This is a genomic window from Sterolibacterium denitrificans (assembly GCF_900174485.1).
GTDB classification, from domain to species: domain Bacteria; phylum Pseudomonadota; class Gammaproteobacteria; order Burkholderiales; family Rhodocyclaceae; genus Sterolibacterium; species Sterolibacterium denitrificans.
The window spans coordinates 1195263-1212077 of sequence record NZ_LT837803.1; the positions used below are offsets into that span (position 1 = coordinate 1195263).

The 16815-nt window shown below is 62.9% G+C and carries 15 protein-coding genes; 9 read left to right on the forward strand and 6 right to left on the reverse strand.

Features of this window, described 5'->3' with window-relative positions; all coding sequences use genetic code 11:
* Window positions 1-38 precede the first annotated feature (38 nt).
* Window positions 39-2345 (forward strand): YgiQ family radical SAM protein, encoded by a 2307-nt coding sequence (locus SDENCHOL_RS05445; protein WP_154716315.1) that lies wholly within the window; start codon window positions 39-41, stop codon window positions 2343-2345.
* Here the strand turns inward: SDENCHOL_RS05445 and SDENCHOL_RS05450 are convergent.
* From SDENCHOL_RS05450 to aceB, 3 genes are read right to left on the reverse strand one after another with little or no spacing between them, the layout of a single operon-like run.
* Window positions 2329-2550: a hypothetical protein gene (locus SDENCHOL_RS05450; RefSeq protein ID WP_154716316.1), complete on the reverse strand. Its 222-nt coding sequence runs from the start codon at window positions 2548-2550 to the stop codon at window positions 2329-2331. The genes SDENCHOL_RS05445 and SDENCHOL_RS05450 overlap by 17 nt on opposite strands.
* Window positions 2547-3023 carry a hypothetical protein gene (locus SDENCHOL_RS14125; RefSeq protein ID WP_172955003.1) on the reverse strand — a complete coding sequence of 159 codons (477 nt, stop codon included), beginning with the start codon at window positions 3021-3023 and terminating at the stop codon, window positions 2547-2549. Before SDENCHOL_RS14125 ends, SDENCHOL_RS05450 begins: the two co-directional genes overlap by 4 nt.
* 50 nt (window positions 3024-3073) lie before the next feature.
* Window positions 3074-4666 (reverse strand): malate synthase A, encoded by a 1593-nt coding sequence (gene aceB / locus SDENCHOL_RS05460; RefSeq protein ID WP_154716318.1) that lies wholly within the window; start codon window positions 4664-4666, stop codon window positions 3074-3076.
* A gap of 192 nt (window positions 4667-4858) precedes the next feature.
* Between aceB and SDENCHOL_RS05465 the strand changes: the two genes are divergently transcribed.
* A complete protein-coding gene (locus SDENCHOL_RS05465) occupies window positions 4859-5764 on the forward strand; it encodes a LysR family transcriptional regulator (protein ID WP_154716319.1) in 906 nt (301 codons plus the stop codon).
* A gap of 1 nt (window position 5765) precedes the next feature.
* Here SDENCHOL_RS05465 and SDENCHOL_RS05470 read toward each other — a convergent pair whose 3' ends face one another.
* Both SDENCHOL_RS05470 and fur read right to left on the reverse strand, forming a co-directional pair.
* Window positions 5766-6335, reverse strand: a complete 570-nt coding sequence (locus SDENCHOL_RS05470; RefSeq protein ID WP_154716320.1) for a TMEM165/GDT1 family protein — start codon at window positions 6333-6335, stop codon at window positions 5766-5768.
* A 112-nt stretch (window positions 6336-6447) separates the two neighbouring features.
* Window positions 6448-6879: a ferric iron uptake transcriptional regulator gene (gene fur, locus SDENCHOL_RS05475; RefSeq protein ID WP_154716321.1), complete on the reverse strand. Its 432-nt coding sequence runs from the start codon at window positions 6877-6879 to the stop codon at window positions 6448-6450.
* 113 nt (window positions 6880-6992) lie between these two features.
* On the opposite strand from fur, the gene SDENCHOL_RS05480 reads away from it, so the two are divergent.
* The 5 genes from SDENCHOL_RS05480 to greA all read left to right on the forward strand — a co-directional run bounded on the left by SDENCHOL_RS05480 (window position 6993) and on the right by greA (window position 13447).
* Window positions 6993-7427 (forward strand): outer membrane protein assembly factor BamE, encoded by a 435-nt coding sequence (locus SDENCHOL_RS05480; protein WP_154716322.1) that lies wholly within the window; start codon window positions 6993-6995, stop codon window positions 7425-7427.
* A 61-nt stretch (window positions 7428-7488) separates the two neighbouring features.
* Window positions 7489-8295 (forward strand): 4-hydroxy-tetrahydrodipicolinate reductase, encoded by an 807-nt coding sequence (gene dapB / locus SDENCHOL_RS05485; protein ID WP_154716323.1) that lies wholly within the window; start codon window positions 7489-7491, stop codon window positions 8293-8295.
* Between the two features lie 194 nt (window positions 8296-8489).
* Window positions 8490-9647 carry a glutamine-hydrolyzing carbamoyl-phosphate synthase small subunit gene (gene carA / locus SDENCHOL_RS05490; RefSeq protein WP_154716324.1) on the forward strand — a complete coding sequence of 386 codons (1158 nt, stop codon included), beginning with the start codon at window positions 8490-8492 and terminating at the stop codon, window positions 9645-9647.
* Window positions 9648-9720: 73 nt separating this feature from the next.
* Window positions 9721-12960: a carbamoyl-phosphate synthase large subunit gene (carB, locus tag SDENCHOL_RS05495; protein ID WP_154716325.1), complete on the forward strand. Its 3240-nt coding sequence runs from the start codon at window positions 9721-9723 to the stop codon at window positions 12958-12960.
* 4 nt (window positions 12961-12964) lie between these two features.
* On the forward strand, window positions 12965-13447 hold the full coding sequence (gene greA, locus SDENCHOL_RS05500; RefSeq protein WP_154716326.1) for a transcription elongation factor GreA: 483 nt from the start codon (window positions 12965-12967) through the stop codon (window positions 13445-13447).
* A gap of 202 nt (window positions 13448-13649) precedes the next feature.
* On the opposite strand, the gene SDENCHOL_RS05505 is transcribed toward greA, so the two are convergent.
* Window positions 13650-14144 carry a YhbY family RNA-binding protein gene (locus SDENCHOL_RS05505; protein WP_154716327.1) on the reverse strand — a complete coding sequence of 165 codons (495 nt, stop codon included), beginning with the start codon at window positions 14142-14144 and terminating at the stop codon, window positions 13650-13652.
* Between the two features lie 33 nt (window positions 14145-14177).
* Here SDENCHOL_RS05505 and SDENCHOL_RS05510 point away from each other — a divergent pair, with 33 nt between their 5' ends.
* Both SDENCHOL_RS05510 and ftsH read left to right on the forward strand, forming a co-directional pair.
* Entirely contained in the window at window positions 14178-14810 is a 633-nt protein-coding gene (locus tag SDENCHOL_RS05510) for an RlmE family RNA methyltransferase (protein WP_154716328.1), read from the forward strand.
* Window positions 14811-14906: 96 nt separating this feature from the next.
* Complete coding sequence (ftsH, locus tag SDENCHOL_RS05515; RefSeq protein WP_154716329.1) at window positions 14907-16787, forward strand: ATP-dependent zinc metalloprotease FtsH; 1881 nt, start codon at window positions 14907-14909, stop codon at window positions 16785-16787.
* Window positions 16788-16815: the final 28 nt, after the last annotated feature.

The following is a 16815-nucleotide window of genomic DNA, read 5'->3' on the forward strand; positions in this document are numbered from 1 at the left end:
AGAGCGAGCCGCGCGTCGGCAAGCGGTAAAATGCGCGGATGAATACAGCCGCTGCCGCGGCCGGGCCGTTCCAGGCGCCCACGCCGCTGACTTCCTATCGCAAGCATTGGGCGCAGCGTTTCGGACGCGCGCCTTTCCTGCCGATGTCGCGCGCCGAGATGGAGCAACTCGGCTGGGATTCCTGCGACATCATCCTGGTCACCGGCGATGCCTACATCGACCACCCCAGCTTCGGCATGGCGCTGATCGGTCGGCTGCTGGAAGCACAGGGTTTTCGCGTCGGCATCATCAGCCAGCCGGACTGGACGTCGAGCGCGGCCTTCAGGCAACTGGGCAAGCCGAATCTGTTCTTCGGCGTCACCGCCGGCAACATGGATTCGATGGTGAATCGCTACACGGCGGATCGCAAGATCCGCACGGACGATGCCTATACCGCCAACGCCGAGCCCGGCAAGCGTCCCGACCGGGCGGTGGTGGTGTATTCCCAGCGCTGCCGCGAAGCTTATCCGGATCGGCCGATCATCATCGGCAGCATCGAGGCCAGCCTGCGGCGCATCGCCCATTACGATTACTGGTCGGACAAGGTGCGCCGCGCCATCCTGCTCGACGCCAAGGCCGATCTGCTGCTCTACGGCAGCGCCGAGCGGGCTCTCGTCGAGCTGGCGCATCGTCTGGCGCGTGGTGTGCCGGTACGGGAAATTCGCGATTTGCGCGGCACGGCGTTCATGGTGCCGCCCGGCTGGCGGCCTGCCGAAGACTGGACGGAAATCGATTCGACCCAGGTGGATGCGCCGGGTTCGCAGCATTCGTCCCACCCGCCCCACCGGCATCCCGATCCTTATGCCATGACCGCATCGACGCCGGATATGCCGGATGCGGCGGGCTGCGCCGGGCAGGCTGCGGCCGCCGCCGGCGCGGAGGGCGTCAAGCCCATCCGGATCGTTTCCCGCAGTCAGCAAATGGATGAGCGGGTCGAGCGCCTGGCGACGCGCAAGTCGGCGCGTGAGCAGACGGTGATCCGCCTGCCTTCGTATGAGCAGGTCGCCAGCGATCCTTTGCTCTATGCCCATGCCTCGCGCGTTTTTCATCTGGAATCCAACCCCGGCAACGCCCGCGCCCTGGTGCAGGCGCATGGCGAGGGGGCGGGGCGGCGCGATGTCTGGCTGAATCCGCCGCCGATCCCGCTCAGCACGGCGGAGATGGATCATGTCTACGACCAGCCCTATGCGCGCGCGCCGCATCCGTCCTATGGCGAGGCGAAAATTCCGGCCTGGGAGATGATCCGTTTTTCGATCAACATCATGCGCGGCTGCTTCGGCGGCTGTACCTTCTGCTCCATCCACGAGCACGAGGGACGCATCATCCAGAGCCGTTCGGAAGCATCCATCCTCCACGAAATCGAGCAGATCCGCGACAGGACGCCAGGTTTTACCGGCACGATTTCCGACCTCGGCGGGCCGACCGCCAACATGTACCGCCTGGCCTGCAAGGACAAGAAGATCGAGGCCTCCTGCCGGCGTCTGTCCTGTGTCTATCCCGACATCTGCCCGCAGATGGGCACCGATCACGGCCCGCTGGTGCAGCTCTACCGCAAGGCGCGCAAGGTGCCGGGCATCAAGCGCATCAACATCGGCTCCGGCCTGCGCTACGACCTGGCGATCCGCTCGCCCGAGTACATCAAGGAACTGGTGACCCATCACGTCGGCGGCTATCTGAAGATCGCGCCCGAGCACACCGAGGAGGCCACGCTGGCGAAAATGATGAAGCCGTCGATCGCCAACTATGACAAGTTCAAGGTGCTGTTCGACAAATACTCGCGCGAAGCCGGCAAGGAGCAATATCTGATTCCCTACTTCATCGGCGCCCACCCGGGGGCCAGCGACGAGGACATGCTGAATCTGGCGTTGTGGCTGAAGAAGAACCGTTTCCGTCTCGATCAGGTGCAGAACTTCCTGCCCACGCCGCTGGCCATCGCCACGGCGATGTACCACAGCCGGCGCAATCCGCTGCGCAAGCTGAGCGCAAGCAGCGAAGAGGTGTACACCGCTCGCAGTGGGCGTAGCCGGCGCATCCACAAGGCTTTCATGCGTTATCACGATCCGGCCAACTGGCCGCTGCTGCGCGAGGCGCTGCGCCAGATGGGACGGGCGGATCTGATCGGCAACAGCGCCCAGCACCTGGTGCCCGCCTTTCAGCCGCCGGGTTCGGCGGCTGCGCAGCCGGGGAGCGGGCGGCCGCGCGGGCGTGGACAGGGACGCGGGCAGGGGCTCGATACGGCAGCCATTCCGACGGCGCCAGGTAGAGGCGCGCAACCGCCGCGGGGCGGATTCAAGCGAAAACGCTGAAGCGTCGGGGCGTGCCGGCCAGCATGGAGCCAGCACGGAAATAATCACGCGAATGGTATCGATGGCGGGCATCGATGATGTTCCGGCTGATCGCGGCAAAAGACGGTGAGGCGATAAATTGACGGCCGGATTCGATCGATGCCGATGCGGATGAAACTCGGGTGGCCGCTGCCGTTTCCAGGGTGCGCTGCGACGCAACCGTCATGGGTTCTCCATGCAAGGCTCGCCAAGAGGGGCTCCGGATGGTAAGATTTCGGCGTTAACCCCGTTAACGACCGTTCCACGTAATACTGAAAGACTCCTATGGCTGACACCCTTTTCTGCTATCACTGCCGTACGCATCACCCGAAAGAAGAGATGCGCCAGATCGAAACCAAGGGCGGTAAACGTTGGCGCTGCATCAAGAGCATTCAGGCCACCAAGCAAGGGCGCGAGGCGCGCGAGGCGTTTGGGCGGCAAATGTCGGCAAACAATCGAGCCGAAGCCGAGAGCAAGGCTCGACTGGTACTCAACGCCGCCAAGCAGTTTTAAGTTCTGCCTTTTTTCTTCTCCGTCTCCGTCGTTCCTGGCTTTGTGCAGGAATGCTGGAGTGGTGGGATGGCGGGATGGTGGAATGGTGCCTCGGGCCGGTGATGCATGAAACCGGCCGTCGGCCGCCAGAATAAAAAACGGCGCCATGGGGTTTGCCCGTGGCGCCGTGAAATCTTCGCGATTGCGAAGAGGGGTGATCAGTCCATCGCCTCGTACAGCGGTAGCGTCAGGAACTCAGGGTAGTTTTCCGACAGCGACATTTCCTCGAAGATTCCGGCGGCCTGGTCGTAGGTCGCGTCGGGTTCATTGCCGATGGCCGCCTTGACCTTGGCCAGTTCCTCGGGAATCAACGTGCGTACCATCTCGGCGGTGACCTTGCGGCCATCGTCGAGTTTGCCCTTGGGACTGACCACCCACTGCCACACCTGCGAGCGCGAGATTTCGGCGGTGGCGGCGTCTTCCATCAGGTTGTGGATCGGCACGCAGCCGTTGCCTGCCAGCCAGGAACCGAGGTAATGGATGCCGACGTTGATGTTGTTGCGCAGGCCGGCTTCGGTGATCGGCTGCTCGGGCTGGAAATCGAGCCAGTCCTTCGGGCCGAAGCTGCCGCTGACCTGCTTGTCCCATTGGTTGGGACGCTCGCCCAGCACCTTCCTGAATTCTTCCATGGCGATGGACACCAGGCCCGGGTGCGCCACCCAGCCGCCGTCGTAGCCGTCGTTGGCGTCGCGGGTTTTGTCGTGGCGGATGCCGGCCAGCGCCTTTTCGTTGGCGGCCGGATCGTTCTTGATCGGGATCAGCGCGCTCATGCCGCCCATCGCCGGCGCGCCGCGCTTGTGGCAGGCCTGCACCAGCGCCAGCGCGTAGCTGCGCATGAAAGGCACTTCCATGGTGATCGCCGAACGGTTGGCCAGGCAGAAGTCCCAGTTCTTCTTGAATTTCTTGATGCAGGAAAAGATGTAATCCCAGCGTCCGGCGTTGAGCCCCGCCGAATGCTCGCGCAGCTCATAGAGGATTTCTTCCATCTCGAAGGTGGCGAGAATGGTTTCGACCAGCACGGTCGCCTTGATGGTGCCGCGCGGCAGGCCGACGTGCTCCTGGGCCAGGATGAAGATGTCGTTCCACAGGCGCGCTTCGAGGTGGGATTCCATCTTCGGCAGGTAGAAATACGGCCCGGCGCCGCGCGCCAGTTGCTCCTTGGCGTTGTGGAAGAACACCAGGGCGAAGTCGAAGATGCCGCCGGAAACCCGCTGGTCATCGACGGTGACGTGCTTTTCGTCCAGATGCCAGCCACGCGGGCGGATCTGCAGGGTGGCGACCTTCTCGTTCAGCCGGTATTCCTTGCCGGCTTCGTTGGTGTAGCTGATCTGGCGGCGGATCGCGTCGAAGAGATTCACCTGGCCCTGGATCTGGTTGTACCAGTTCGGGCTGTTGGAATCCTCGAAGTCGGTCATGTAGCTGTCCGCGCCCGAGTTGAAGGCGTTGATGATCATCTTGCGTTCGACCGGGCCGGTGATCTCGACGCGGCGGCATTCCAGCGCCTTGGGCAGCGGCGCGATCTTCCAGTCGTTCTCGCGGATGTGGCGGGTTTCGGGCAGGAAGTCGGGCATCTCGCCGGCGTCGATGCGCGCCTGGCGTTCGATACGCGCCTTCAGCAATTCCTGGCGCCGCGATTCGAAGGCGCGATGCAGCCTGGCGACCAGCGCCAGTGCGTCATGCGTGAGGATTTCGTCGAAACGCGGATGCAGCGGGGCGTTGATGGCCATCCCCTGAGGCAGATCGAGTGCCATGAGTGACTCCTGAAGAAACAGGTTGAATGATAGACGGCGCCTGAGCCGACGCTAAGTTTTACTACAAGCATGTTATTCGATAGAAAATAAACTGATAAGCTGGCGATTCTGCAAATCATCTTTTACTTAAAGTATCGATTTGGCCCGGAATCGGTTCCGGTTCCGATCGATCCATCTTTCTGAGCCTGGCGCATGGATCAATTCAAGCAGATTTCCGCTTTCGTTCAGGCCGCCACGCGCGGCAGCCTGTCCGCCGCGGCGCGTGCCGAGGGGGTCACCCCGGCGCTGATCGGCCGGCGTCTCACGGCGCTGGAGGCGCGTCTGGGCGTGCTGCTGCTGACGCGCACCACGCGCAAGCTGACGCTGACTTTCGAGGGCCAGGCCTTCCTCGAAGACTGCCAGCGCCTGCTCAACGATCTGGCGAATGCCGAAGCGGCGGTGGGTCTGGGCAGCCTCAAGGTGCGCGGACATTTGCGGCTGTCGGCGCCGGCCGGCTTCGGTCGCCGGCATGTCGCGCCGCTGGTGCGCGACTATCTCGACGCCAATCCCGAGCTGACGGTGAATCTCGATCTGTCCGACCGCATCGTCGACCTGGTCAACGAAGGCATCGACTGCGCCGTGCGTATCGGCGAGCTGACGGACTCCAGCCTGATCAGCGTGCGTCTGGGCGACATGCGCCGGCTGGTGGTGGCCAGTCCCGAGTATCTGGCGCGCCACGGCGTGCCGCAGTGTCCGGACGATCTGGCCGATCACAGTTGCCTGTCGCTGGGGCAGCAACGCGGCTGGAGTTTTCGCGCAGCCGACGGTCAGGGCAGTCAAACCATCAAGGTGAATGGGCGTTTCGAGTGCAACGACGGGGCGGTACTGCACGATTGGGCGCTGGCCGGGCGCGGCCTGGCCTGGCGTTCCTGGTGGGAGGTGGGGGCGGATGTGGCCAGCGGGCGCCTGGTTTCGGTGCTGGATGATTACGCCGCGCCGCCGCTGGGCATTCATGCCGTGTTTCCGCAACGCCGCCAACTGCCTTTGCGGGTGCGCCTGTTCATCGAGTTTCTGAAAAACGTCTACGGCCAGGCGGGCTACTGGGATCGCGGCTGCTGATTCAGGCGGCCATTCCTGCAGGGGCGAAGAGCGTGAGCAGTCCCGTGGCGATGAATGCCATTGCCGCGACGATGCGGATGGTCTTGAGCGGCAGGCGTTGCGCCAGTTTTTCACCCAGCAGCACGGCGGGGATGTTGGCGATCATCATGCCCAGCGTGGTGCCGAGCAGTACCGCATATAGCGCATCGAAGCGTGCCGCCAGGGAAACGGTGGCGATTTGCGTCTTGTCGCCCATCTCGGCGATGAAAAAGGCGAACAGGGCCGTGACAAAGGCGCCGGCCGGATGCATCCGTGGCGTGCCGTCCAATGAGTCCGGCAGCAGAACCCACAATCCGCAGGCAATGAACACGCCGCCCATGATCCAGGACAGCCAATCGGGTGTGATGATGCTCGTCAGCCAGACGCCGAGCGAGGCGGCGAATGCATGATTGGCAATGGTGGCGAGGAACATCCCGCCAATGATGGCGCCGGGTTTGCGCAGGCGAGCGGCAAGAACGAAGGCAAGCAGCTGCGTCTTGTCACCGATCTCGGCAAGGGTGACGAGCAGGGTTGAAATGAGCAGGGCTTCCATGACGCTGTGGGGTTACGGCCGCTGCTTGACGAATGCCGATGCCGGGCGGCTGGCCGTTTCCACAGCCGCGACTGGCAAAGGCGCACCGAGGATCAGCACCGCATCAGGGCGATTATTTTTCCGGACAGTTCGCCTTGGTGCAGTTGGCGTAGAGGTAGAGGGCGTGAGCGCTGATTTCAAAGCCGCGCTCGCGGGCGATCCGGATTTGCCGCTTTTCGATCTCGCTGTCGTGAAACTCCTCGACCTTGCCGCATTGCAGGCAGACGAGATGGTCGTGGTGGTGCCCCTCGTTGAGCTCGAAAACCGCCTTGCCGGATTCGAAATAATGGCGCTGCACCAGGCCGACCTGCTCGAATTGCGTCAGCACGCGATAGACGGTGGCCAGGCCGATATCCATGTTTTCCGCAAGCAGATGGCGATAGACGTCTTCCGCCGTCATATGGCGGTTTTTGTCCGAGTCATGCTTGCGAAATAGGTCAAGAATCCTGAGGCGTGGCGCGGTCGCCTTCAAGCCGGTGTTCTTCAGGTCTTTGATGTGATCCATTGCTTCGACGTGTCGGAGTGGCAACGAGTGGCTTATGATATAGTTTTCGGCTTGCGCTGGATACGCCCAAGCGTATTTTGTCGCACTTTCCGTTCAACAGGCCCGGATGCCCCATGAATCGCTCTGCATGTTTTGCCTTGCCTCTGCTCGCTGCGCTATCGGCTTGCAGCAGCACCCCGGAGATTCCATCATTGCTGACGCCGTACCGCATCGACGTGCGCCAGGGGAATTACGTGACGCAGGAAATGGTTTCCCAGTTGCAGACCGGCCAGAGCAAGGATCAGGTGCGCTACATACTGGGCACTCCGCTGGTTACCGACATCTTTCACGCCGAGCGCTGGGACTACATCTACCGCTTTCAGCCGGGGCATGGCGAAGCGGAGCAGCGCCGCATCACGGTCATTTTTTCCGATGGCAAACTGGCGCGCATCGAAGGCGACGTGATGAGCGCGGAGTCGTCGATCACTCGGGGCGTCGTGGAAATTGCGCCGGCCTCGACGGAAAGCATGAAGATCGAGACCGGCATGACCTTGCCGGGGAAGCAGTAATCCGGCATCCGGCAAGGCGCCCGGAACGGCAGTCCATCATTCCACTTTTTTCCCAGAAATCATGAACAAGATCCGCATCGCCATTGCCGGCGCTTCTGGCCGCATGGGCCGTACCCTGATCGAAGCCATCCTGCAGACGGATGACGTCGTGCTCGCGGCCGCGCTCGAACAGCCGGGAAGCGCCTGGCTGGGCAGGGATGCGGGCGAGTTCGTCGGTGCATCCTGTGGCGTCAGGATCAGCGACGATATCGAAGCCGCATTGCAGCAATCGGATTGCCTGATCGACTTCACCCGTCCGGAAGGCAGCTTGCGTCATCTCGCGATCTGTCGCCGTCTCGGCGTGCACATGGTGGTTGGCACGACCGGTTTCACCGCCGAAGGCCGGCAGGCCATCCAGGACGCCTCGCGCGACATCCCCATCGTCTTTTCGCCCAACATGGCGGTCGGCGTGAATGCGGTGTTTCGTCTGCTCGACGTCGCCGCGCGCATACTCGACGAAGGTTACGACATCGAAGTGATCGAAGCGCACCACCGCCACAAGGTCGACGCGCCATCGGGAACGGCATTGCGCATGGGCGAGGTGCTGGCAGCGGCGCTGGGCCGTGATCTTGCCGAGTGCGCCGTGTATGGCCGCGAAGGCCACACCGGCGAGCGGCCGGCGACGCAGATCGGTTTTGCCACGGTGCGCGGAGGCGACATCGTCGGCGATCACACCGTGCTGTTCGCCGGTACCGGCGAGCGCATTGAAATAACTCACAAGTCGGCCAGCCGCAAGCCCTATGCCACGGGTTCCCTGCGCGCCGTGCGCTTCATGCGAGACAAGAAATCCGGCTTGTTCGACATGCAGGACGTGCTGGGTTTGCGCTGAGAAAATCTGCGCCGAATCGCTGCATTGCAGCGCCGCGATTCGCGTCCGGGCGTCCGGCCGGCTTGCCTGCTCGAGGCGAGTTGCAGTACAATTTTGAGGTTTGATCTCGGCGGGGTGGGCCATGGGCTGCCCCGCTTTGTGTATCGACGCCCAGCCAAGTTCAAGCCATTCGCCGCCTATTCAGGAGCCCGACCGTGAGCCAGTTTCCGCCCGCCATACTTGCATTAGCCGACGGGACGGTGTTTCGGGGGCGCGGTATCGGCGCTTCGGGCGTCAGTGTCGGCGAGGTGGTGTTCAACACGGCAATGACCGGCTATCAGGAGATCCTCACCGATCCTTCCTATTCCCGCCAGATTACCACGCTGACCTACCCGCACATCGGCAACGTCGGTATCAACAGCGAAGACAGCGAGGGCGGCGTCGCCAATCAGGTCTATGCGGCCGGTCTGGTGATTCGCGATCTGCCGTTGCAGGTTTCCAGTTGGCGTTGCGAACAATCGCTGGATGCCTACCTGCGGGCGCAGAATGTGGTTGCCATTGCCGATGTCGATACCCGCAAGCTGACGCGCATCCTGCGTGAGCAGGGTGCCCAGTCGGGTTGTCTGATGGCCGGCGAGATCGATGAATCCCTCGCCATCGACAAGGCGCGCGGGTTTGCCGGGCTTGCCGGCGTGGATCTGGCCAAGGTGGTGAGTTGCACGCAGCCTTATCCCTGGATCGAGGGCGAGTGGCAGTTGGGCAAGGGCTGCATGCCGCAGGAAAACCTGCAATACCATGTCGTGGCCTACGACTTCGGCGTCAAGCGCAATATTCTGCGGATGCTGGCCAGCCGCGGCTGCCGCCTTACCGTCGTGCCGGCGCAGACCTCGGCTGCCGAGGTGCTGGCACTCAAGCCGGATGGCGTCTTTCTGTCGAACGGCCCGGGCGATCCTGAACCCTGCGACTACGCCATCGCGGCGATTCGCGAGTTCCTTGCGCGCGGCATCCCGACCTTCGGCATCTGCCTGGGGCATCAGTTGCTGGCACTGGCTTCGGGCGCGCGAACCGTCAAGATGAAATTCGGCCATCACGGCGCCAATCATCCCGTCAAGGATCTCGATAGCGGTCAGGTATTGATCACCAGCCAGAACCATGGTTTTGCCGCCGATGCGGCGACGCTGCCGGATAATCTGCGCGTCACCCACGTCTCGCTGTTCGACGGCAGCCTGCAGGGCATCGCGCGTACCGACGTGCCGGCCTTCAGCTTTCAGGGGCATCCGGAGGCCAGTCCGGGACCGAATGACGTCGCGTACCTGTTCGATCGCTTCATTGGAATGCTGGAGAAAAACAGGGGCCAGGCGCCGGGAGGCTAGGGCCGGTTTCCGTGCCTTCGTTTTCCCCTGTCCCCTGATTTCTCGCTCCTAGCCCTAGCCCGGCCTCTAAAAAATGCCCAAACGTACAGACATCAAGAGCATCCTCATCATCGGCGCCGGCCCGATCATCATCGGACAGGCCTGCGAGTTCGATTATTCTGGCGCTCAGGCGTGCAAGGCGCTGCGCGATGAGGGTTACAAGGTCATCCTCGTCAATTCGAATCCGGCGACGATCATGACCGATCCGGGCATGGCCGACGTCACCTACATCGAGCCGATCACCTGGCAGGTCGTCGAGCACATCATCGCCAAGGAGCGTCCCGATGCGTTGCTGCCGACCATGGGTGGCCAGACCGCGCTCAACTGCGCGCTCGATCTGGCGCGGCATGGCGTGCTGCAGAAGTATGGCGTCGAGATGATCGGCGCCTCGCGCGAGGCCATCGACATGGCCGAGGATCGCGAGAAATTCAAGCAGGCGATGACCCGCATCGGCCTCGAGTCGGCGCGTTCCGGGGTGGCTCATTCGATGGAAGAGGCTTTCCAGGTGCAGGCGGTGATCGGCTATCCGGCCATCATCCGGCCGTCTTTCACCATGGGCGGCAGCGGGGGCGGGATTGCCTACAACCAGGAAGAGTTCGTCGAAATCTGCAAGCGCGGCCTGGAGGCTTCGCCGACCAACGAGCTGCTGATCGAAGAGTCGCTGCTCGGCTGGAAAGAATTCGAGATGGAAGTGGTGCGCGATCGCGCCGACAATTGCATCATCGTCTGTTCCATCGAGAACCTCGATCCGATGGGCGTGCACACCGGTGATTCGATCACCGTCGCGCCGGCGCAGACGCTGACCGACAAGGAATACCAGATCATGCGTCAGGCCAGCATCGACGTGCTGCGCGAGATCGGCGTCGATACCGGCGGTTCCAATGTCCAGTTCGCCATCAATCCGCGGGACGGTCGCATGATCGTCATCGAGATGAACCCGCGCGTCTCGCGTTCCTCGGCGCTGGCCTCGAAGGCCACCGGCTTCCCGATCGCCAAGATCGCCGCCAAGCTGGCGGTGGGCTTCACGCTCGATGAATTGAAGAACGACATCACCGGCGGCGCCACTCCGGCGTCCTTCGAGCCGGCGATCGACTACGTGGTCACCAAGGTGCCGCGCTTCGCTTTCGAGAAGTTTCCGCTGGCCGACGATCGCCTGACCACGCAGATGAAGTCGGTGGGCGAGGTCATGGCCATCGGCCGCACTTTCCAGGAGTCCTTTCAAAAGGCCTTGCGCGGTCTCGAAGTCGGCGTCTATGGCCTTGACGAAATCGAAGCCGATGCCGATGAGATCGAGCACGAGTTGGTCAGTCCCGGCTCCGAGCGTATCTGGTATCTCGGCCAGGCCTTCCGCAATGGCATGAGCCAGGATGAAATCTTCCAACTGACCAAAATCGATCCGTGGTTTCTCGCGCAGATCGAGGACATCGTCCGCACCGAACGGAGCCTGGCCGGCCGCGCATTGCAGGCCATCGACACTGAAACGATGCGCATGCTCAAGCGCAAGGGTTTCTCCGACCGGCGGCTTGCCAGGTTGCTGGGCAGCAACGAAACGGCGGTGCGCCAGCATCGTCAGGGGCTGGGCATTCGTCCGGTATACAAGCGCGTCGACACCTGCGCGGCGGAATTCGCCACGGCCACGGCCTACATGTATTCGACCTACGAGGAAGAGTGCGAGGCGCGGCCGACGTCGCGCAAGAAGATCATGGTGCTCGGCGGCGGTCCCAACCGCATCGGCCAGGGCATCGAGTTCGACTACTGCTGCGTGCATGCGGCACTGGCCATGCGCGAGGATGGCTACGAGACCATCATGGTCAACTGCAATCCGGAGACCGTCTCGACGGATTACGATACCTCCGACCGCCTGTACTTCGAGCCGGTGACGCTGGAGGACGTGCTGGAGATCATCCACGTCGAGCAGCCGACCGGCGTCATCGTCCAGTTTGGCGGGCAGACGCCGCTGAAGCGCGCGCGCGAACTGGAGGCCAACGGCGTGCCCATCATCGGCACCACGCCGGACATGATCGACGCCGCCGAAGACCGCGAACGCTTCCAGAAGTTGTTGCAGGGCCTGGGCCTCAAGCAGCCGCCCAACCGCACGGCGCGCACGCCGGAGGAGGCGTTGGCGCTGGCCGCCGAAATCGGCTACCCGCTGGTGGTGCGCCCGAGCTACGTGCTGGGCGGCCGCGCCATGGAAATCGTTCATGAGCAGAAGGATCTCGAGCGCTACATGCGCGAAGCGGTCAAGGTGTCGTTCGATTCGCCGGTGCTGCTCGATCGCTTCCTCAACGATGCCATCGAGGTCGATGTCGACGCGCTGTCCGATGGGCGGCAGGTGATCATCGGCGGCATCATGGAACACGTCGAGGAGGCCGGCGTGCATTCCGGCGATTCGGCCTGCTCGTTGCCGCCCCATTCGTTGTCGCCGGCCATCCAGGATGAGCTGCGCCGGCAAACGGCGATGATGGCCAAGGGGCTGAACGTCGTCGGTCTGATGAATGTGCAGTTTGCCATCCAGAAGAACAAGGATGGCCAGGGGCGGGGCGAGGATGTGGTCTATGTGCTGGAAGTGAATCCACGCGCTTCGCGTACCGTGCCCTTCGTTTCCAAGGCGACGGGACTGCCGCTGGCCAAGATCGCCGCCCGCTGCATGGCCGGTCGCACGCTGGCCGAGCAGGGCGTGGCCGGCGAGGTGATCCCGCCGTATTACTCGGTCAAGGAGGCGGTCTTCCCCTTTGCCAAGTTCCCCGGCGTCGATACCATACTCGGGCCGGAAATGAAGTCCACCGGCGAAGTCATGGGTGTCGGGCGCAGTTTTGCCGAAGCGTTCGTCAAGAGCCAGCTCGCTGCCGGCGCCAAGCTGCCGTCCGGCGGCCGCGCTTTCGTCAGCGTCAAACCGGCCGACCGGCAGAAGGCCGTCGAGATCGCGCGCGAATTGCACGAACTTGGCTTCACCCTGGTGGCCACGCGCGGTACCGGCTCGGCGATCAGCGCGGCGGGTATTCCGGTCAGCATCGTCAACAAGGTGGCCGAAGGCCGTCCGCACATCGTCGATATGATCAAGAACAACGAGATCAGCATGATCGTGAACAGTGTCGAGGAAAAGCGTTCGGCCATCGCCGATTCGTGTTCGATCCGCACCAGCGCCCTGGCCGCGCGCGTCAACGTGTTCACGACGGTCGCGGGAGCGCGTGCCGCCTGTGCCGGCATGCGTCACCTGGCCGATCTGGAAACCTATGCGGTTCAGGAACTGCATGCCGAACTGACGCGAGCCTGAAGCCATGAGCAAGTTTCCCATCACCATCACCGGCGCGGAATTGCTGCGTGCCGAGCTGCAGCGCCTGAAGACCGTTGACCGGCCGAATGTTATTGCCGCGATTGCCGAGGCGCGTTCGCACGGCGATCTGTCGGAAAATGCCGAATATGATGCCGCCAAGGAGCGTCAGGGCTTCATCGAAGGACGCATCAAGGAGATCGAAGGCAAGCTCGGCAATGCGCAGATCATCGATCCGAAGCTGCTGGATGCCGATGGCCGGGTGGTCTTCGGCGCCACGGTGGAAATGGAAGACCTCGAAGGCGAGGGCGGAAAAATCGTCACTTACCAGATCGTCGGCGACGACGAGGCCGACATCAAGCAGGGCAAGGTTTCCGTCAGCTCGCCGGTGGCACGCGCCCTGATCGGCAAGTATGCCGGCGATATCGCCGAAGTGCATACGCCGGGCGGCGTGCGGGAATACGAAGTCATCGACGTCAAGTACATCTGATTCCGGCCGAGTCCGGTTCGACCGGATACGCTGTCCCCCAAGGGGACCTGGGATTTCCGATGGGCGTCGTCAGCGCTTCGCCGTGCAATGGCACTCTCGGCTGTTCTTTGCGTCTCGGCTCGAGTGCGGGTGGAATCGGCAGCTCGGGCGGGCGTAGCAGCGTGGGTTGAGCGTTGCTCAACCCGTCAAAATAACGCTTGGTTCAACGCACCCGCGTCGGTCTTCTCGGCTTGCCTCTTTCGAGTGGACGGGCGCGCGCGGCTTTGTCGGTTTTGGCGGCTGCGGCCTTCTTGGTCAGGCGCGGCGGATTGCGGCGCGGGCGTGCCGGCGCGACGGGTTGGTACTGGGCTTCGGGCTTTTCGCGCCAGATCACCAGCAGTTTGCCGATGTGCTGTACGGGTGCCGCGCCCAGCGCGTTGCATATCTCCGCCAGCAAGCCGTCGCGCGCCTCGCGCTCGACTTCGAAGACGCGGATCTTGATCAGGCCGTGGGCCTTCAGGCAGCGCTCGATTTCGGCGAGGACGGCGGTAGTCAGCCCTTTCTGGCTGATGCTGACGACGGGATTGAGGCTGTGGGCGGCGGCGCGCAACTCGCTGCGCCGCGCCGCGGTGAGTTCAACGGCAGTGGACGTCCGGGCGGCGGTATCGAGCGCGGTTTCGGCTTCGATGAGCCGGGTATCATTGTTGTCGGTATTCATTTGCGCATTTTAATCCACTCCCCGGATTTTCCCGTGAAAAAGCACAAGAGCAACAAGGCCTGGATGCACGAGCACGTCACCGATCCTTTCGTGCAGCGGGCGAAGGCGGAGGGTTGGCGCTCGCGCGCGGTTTTCAAGCTGATGGAGATCGACGAAAAGGACCAGTTGCTCAAGCCGGGCAGGGTGGTCGTCGATCTGGGCGCGGCGCCGGGCAGTTGGTCGCAATATGCGGCGAAGCGCATCCAGCCTGGGGGGCTGCTGTTTGCCCTGGACCTTTTGCCGATGGAGCCGCTGGCAGGCGTCGATTTCATTCAGGGCGATTTTCGCGAGGATGAGGTGTTGCGCCGTTTCGAGGCCGGGCTCGGCGGCCGGCCGGTGGACCTTGTTTTATCGGACATGGCCCCCAACATGTCAGGCGTGCAGTTGGTCGATCAGGCACGGGTCATGGATCTGGCCGAGCTGACGCTGGAATTTGCCCGCGAGCATCTGAAACCGGGGGGCGATATGCTGGTCAAAGTCTTCCAGGGCAGCGGCTACATGGCGTTGCGTGAGGCCATGCGCAAGGTGTTCGAAGTGGTTCAGGTGCGCAAGCCGGCGGCTTCGCGCGATCGCAGTGCGGAGAACTTTCTGCTCGGCCGCCGCAAGCGCGCCGTGCCGCTACCTTGAGGATTCGTCTGGAAGTTTGCGCGGGTTGGTGATCGGTTCTACAATCGACCCTTGGTTTTCACATGTTTCGGTCGTCGTGCCGGAAGGAGTAGTGGCTTGAACAACATGCTTAAAAGCCTGGCCGTCTGGCTGGTGGTCGGCATCGTTTTGATGACGGTGTTCAATCAGTTCGGGGCGCGTCATGAACCGCAATCGGTCATCGATTATTCCCAGTTTCTCGAAGAAGTGAAGCTGGGACATATCGCCAAGGTGGTGATCCAGGGGCGCACCCTCGATGCTTCGACGGTCGATGGCAAGAAAGTCACGACCTACGCGCCACCCGACTTGTGGATGGTCAGCGATCTGCTCAAGTACAACGTCAAGATCGTTGCCAAGGCGGATGAGGAGCAATCCTTGCTGATGAATCTTTTCATCTCCTGGTTCCCGATGCTGTTGCTCATCGGCGTCTGGGTGTTCTTCATGCGCCAGATGCAGGGCGGCGGCAAGGGTGGGGCTTTTTCGTTCGGCAAGAGTCGGGCGCGCCTGCTCGACGATTCGAGCAACCAGGTCACCTTTGCCGACGTCGCCGGCTGCGACGAGGCCAAGGAAGATGTGTCCGAGCTGGTTGATTTTCTGCGCGATCCTTCCAAGTTCCAGAAACTGGGCGGCCGCATTCCGCGCGGCGTGCTGATGGTCGGCAGTCCCGGTACCGGCAAGACCCTGCTGGCCAAGGCCATCGCCGGCGAAGCCAAGGTGCCGTTCTTCTCGATTTCCGGCTCCGACTTCGTCGAAATGTTCGTCGGCGTCGGCGCGGCGCGCGTGCGCGACATGTTCGAGAATGCCAAGAAGAACGCGCCCTGCATCATTTTCATCGACGAAATCGATGCGGTCGGCCGCCAGCGCGGCGCCGGTCTGGGCGGCGGCAACGATGAGCGCGAGCAGACGCTGAACCAGCTGCTCGTTGAAATGGATGGCTTCGAGGGTACGGCCGGCGTCATCGTCATCGCCGCCACCAACCGTCCCGACGTGCTCGATCCGGCGCTGCTGCGCCCGGGCCGCTTCGACCGCCAGGTGGTGGTGCCGCTGCCCGACATCCGCGGCCGCGAGCAGATCCTCATGGTGCATATGCGCAAGGTGCCGATCGCGCCCGACGTCAAGGCCGACATCATCGCGCGTGGCACACCTGGGTTCTCCGGCGCCGATCTGGCCAATCTGGTGAATGAGGCGGCGCTGTTCGCCGCGCGCCTGAACAAGCGCGTGGTGGACATGGAGGATTTCGAGAACGCCAAGGACAAGATCATCATGGGTGCGGCGCGCAAGACCATGGTGATGCCCGAGGAAGAGCGCAAGAACACCGCCTACCACGAGGCCGGCCACGTCGTCGTCGCCAAGCTGCTCAACAAGACGGATCCGGTGCACAAGGTCACCATCATTCCGCGCGGCCGCGCGCTGGGCGTGACCATGCAACTGCCCGAAGAGGATCGCTACAGCCAGGACAAGGAACGCCTGCTGCAGACCATTTCGGTGCTCTTCGGCGGGCGCATTGCCGAGGAAATTTTCATGCATCAGATGACCACCGGCGCTTCCAACGATTTCGAGCGCGCCACCGACATCGCCCGGCGCATGGTGACGCAATGGGGCATGTCCGATGCGCTGGGGCCGATGGTGTATGGCGAGAACGAAGGCGAGGTGTTCCTCGGCCGTTCGGTGACGACGCACAAGAACGTCTCCGAGGCGACGATGCAGAAGGTCGATGCCGAGATACGCTCCATCATCGACCAGCAATATGCCGTGGCGCGCAAGCTGATCGAGGACAACCGCGACAAGATGGAAATCATGGCGCATGCCCTGCTCGAATGGGAAACGCTGGATGCCGAGCAGATCGAAGACATCATGGAAGGCCGCCAGCCGCGTGCGCCGAAGCCGAGCGCGACGCCGCAGAAGCCCACGATCGACGGTACGCCAGGCGCAGCGCCGACTGCCACCGCACCGGCTTGAGGCGGGGCGGCGTCGTACGGACGAAACC

Coding starts and splice junctions, on each gene's coding strand:
- SDENCHOL_RS05465 (WP_154716319.1), top strand. CDS start 4,859: ATGGATCAATTCAAGCAGATTTCCGCTTTCGTTCAGGCCGCCACGCGC.
- SDENCHOL_RS05470 (WP_154716320.1), bottom strand. CDS start 6,335: ATGGAAGCCCTGCTCATTTCAACCCTGCTCGTCACCCTTGCCGAGATC.
- SDENCHOL_RS05450 (WP_154716316.1), bottom strand. CDS start 2,550: ATGACGGTTGCGTCGCAGCGCACCCTGGAAACGGCAGCGGCCACCCGA.
- SDENCHOL_RS05505 (WP_154716327.1), bottom strand. CDS start 14,144: ATGAATACCGACAACAATGATACCCGGCTCATCGAAGCCGAAACCGCG.
- dapB (WP_154716323.1), top strand. CDS start 7,489: ATGAACAAGATCCGCATCGCCATTGCCGGCGCTTCTGGCCGCATGGGC.
- fur (WP_154716321.1), bottom strand. CDS start 6,879: ATGGATCACATCAAAGACCTGAAGAACACCGGCTTGAAGGCGACCGCG.
- SDENCHOL_RS14125 (WP_172955003.1), bottom strand. CDS start 3,023: ATGGCGCCGTTTTTTATTCTGGCGGCCGACGGCCGGTTTCATGCATCA.
- aceB (WP_154716318.1), bottom strand. CDS start 4,666: ATGGCACTCGATCTGCCTCAGGGGATGGCCATCAACGCCCCGCTGCAT.
- SDENCHOL_RS05445 (WP_154716315.1), top strand. CDS start 39: ATGAATACAGCCGCTGCCGCGGCCGGGCCGTTCCAGGCGCCCACGCCG.
- greA (WP_154716326.1), top strand. CDS start 12,965: ATGAGCAAGTTTCCCATCACCATCACCGGCGCGGAATTGCTGCGTGCC.
- carB (WP_154716325.1), top strand. CDS start 9,721: ATGCCCAAACGTACAGACATCAAGAGCATCCTCATCATCGGCGCCGGC.
- SDENCHOL_RS05480 (WP_154716322.1), top strand. CDS start 6,993: ATGAATCGCTCTGCATGTTTTGCCTTGCCTCTGCTCGCTGCGCTATCG.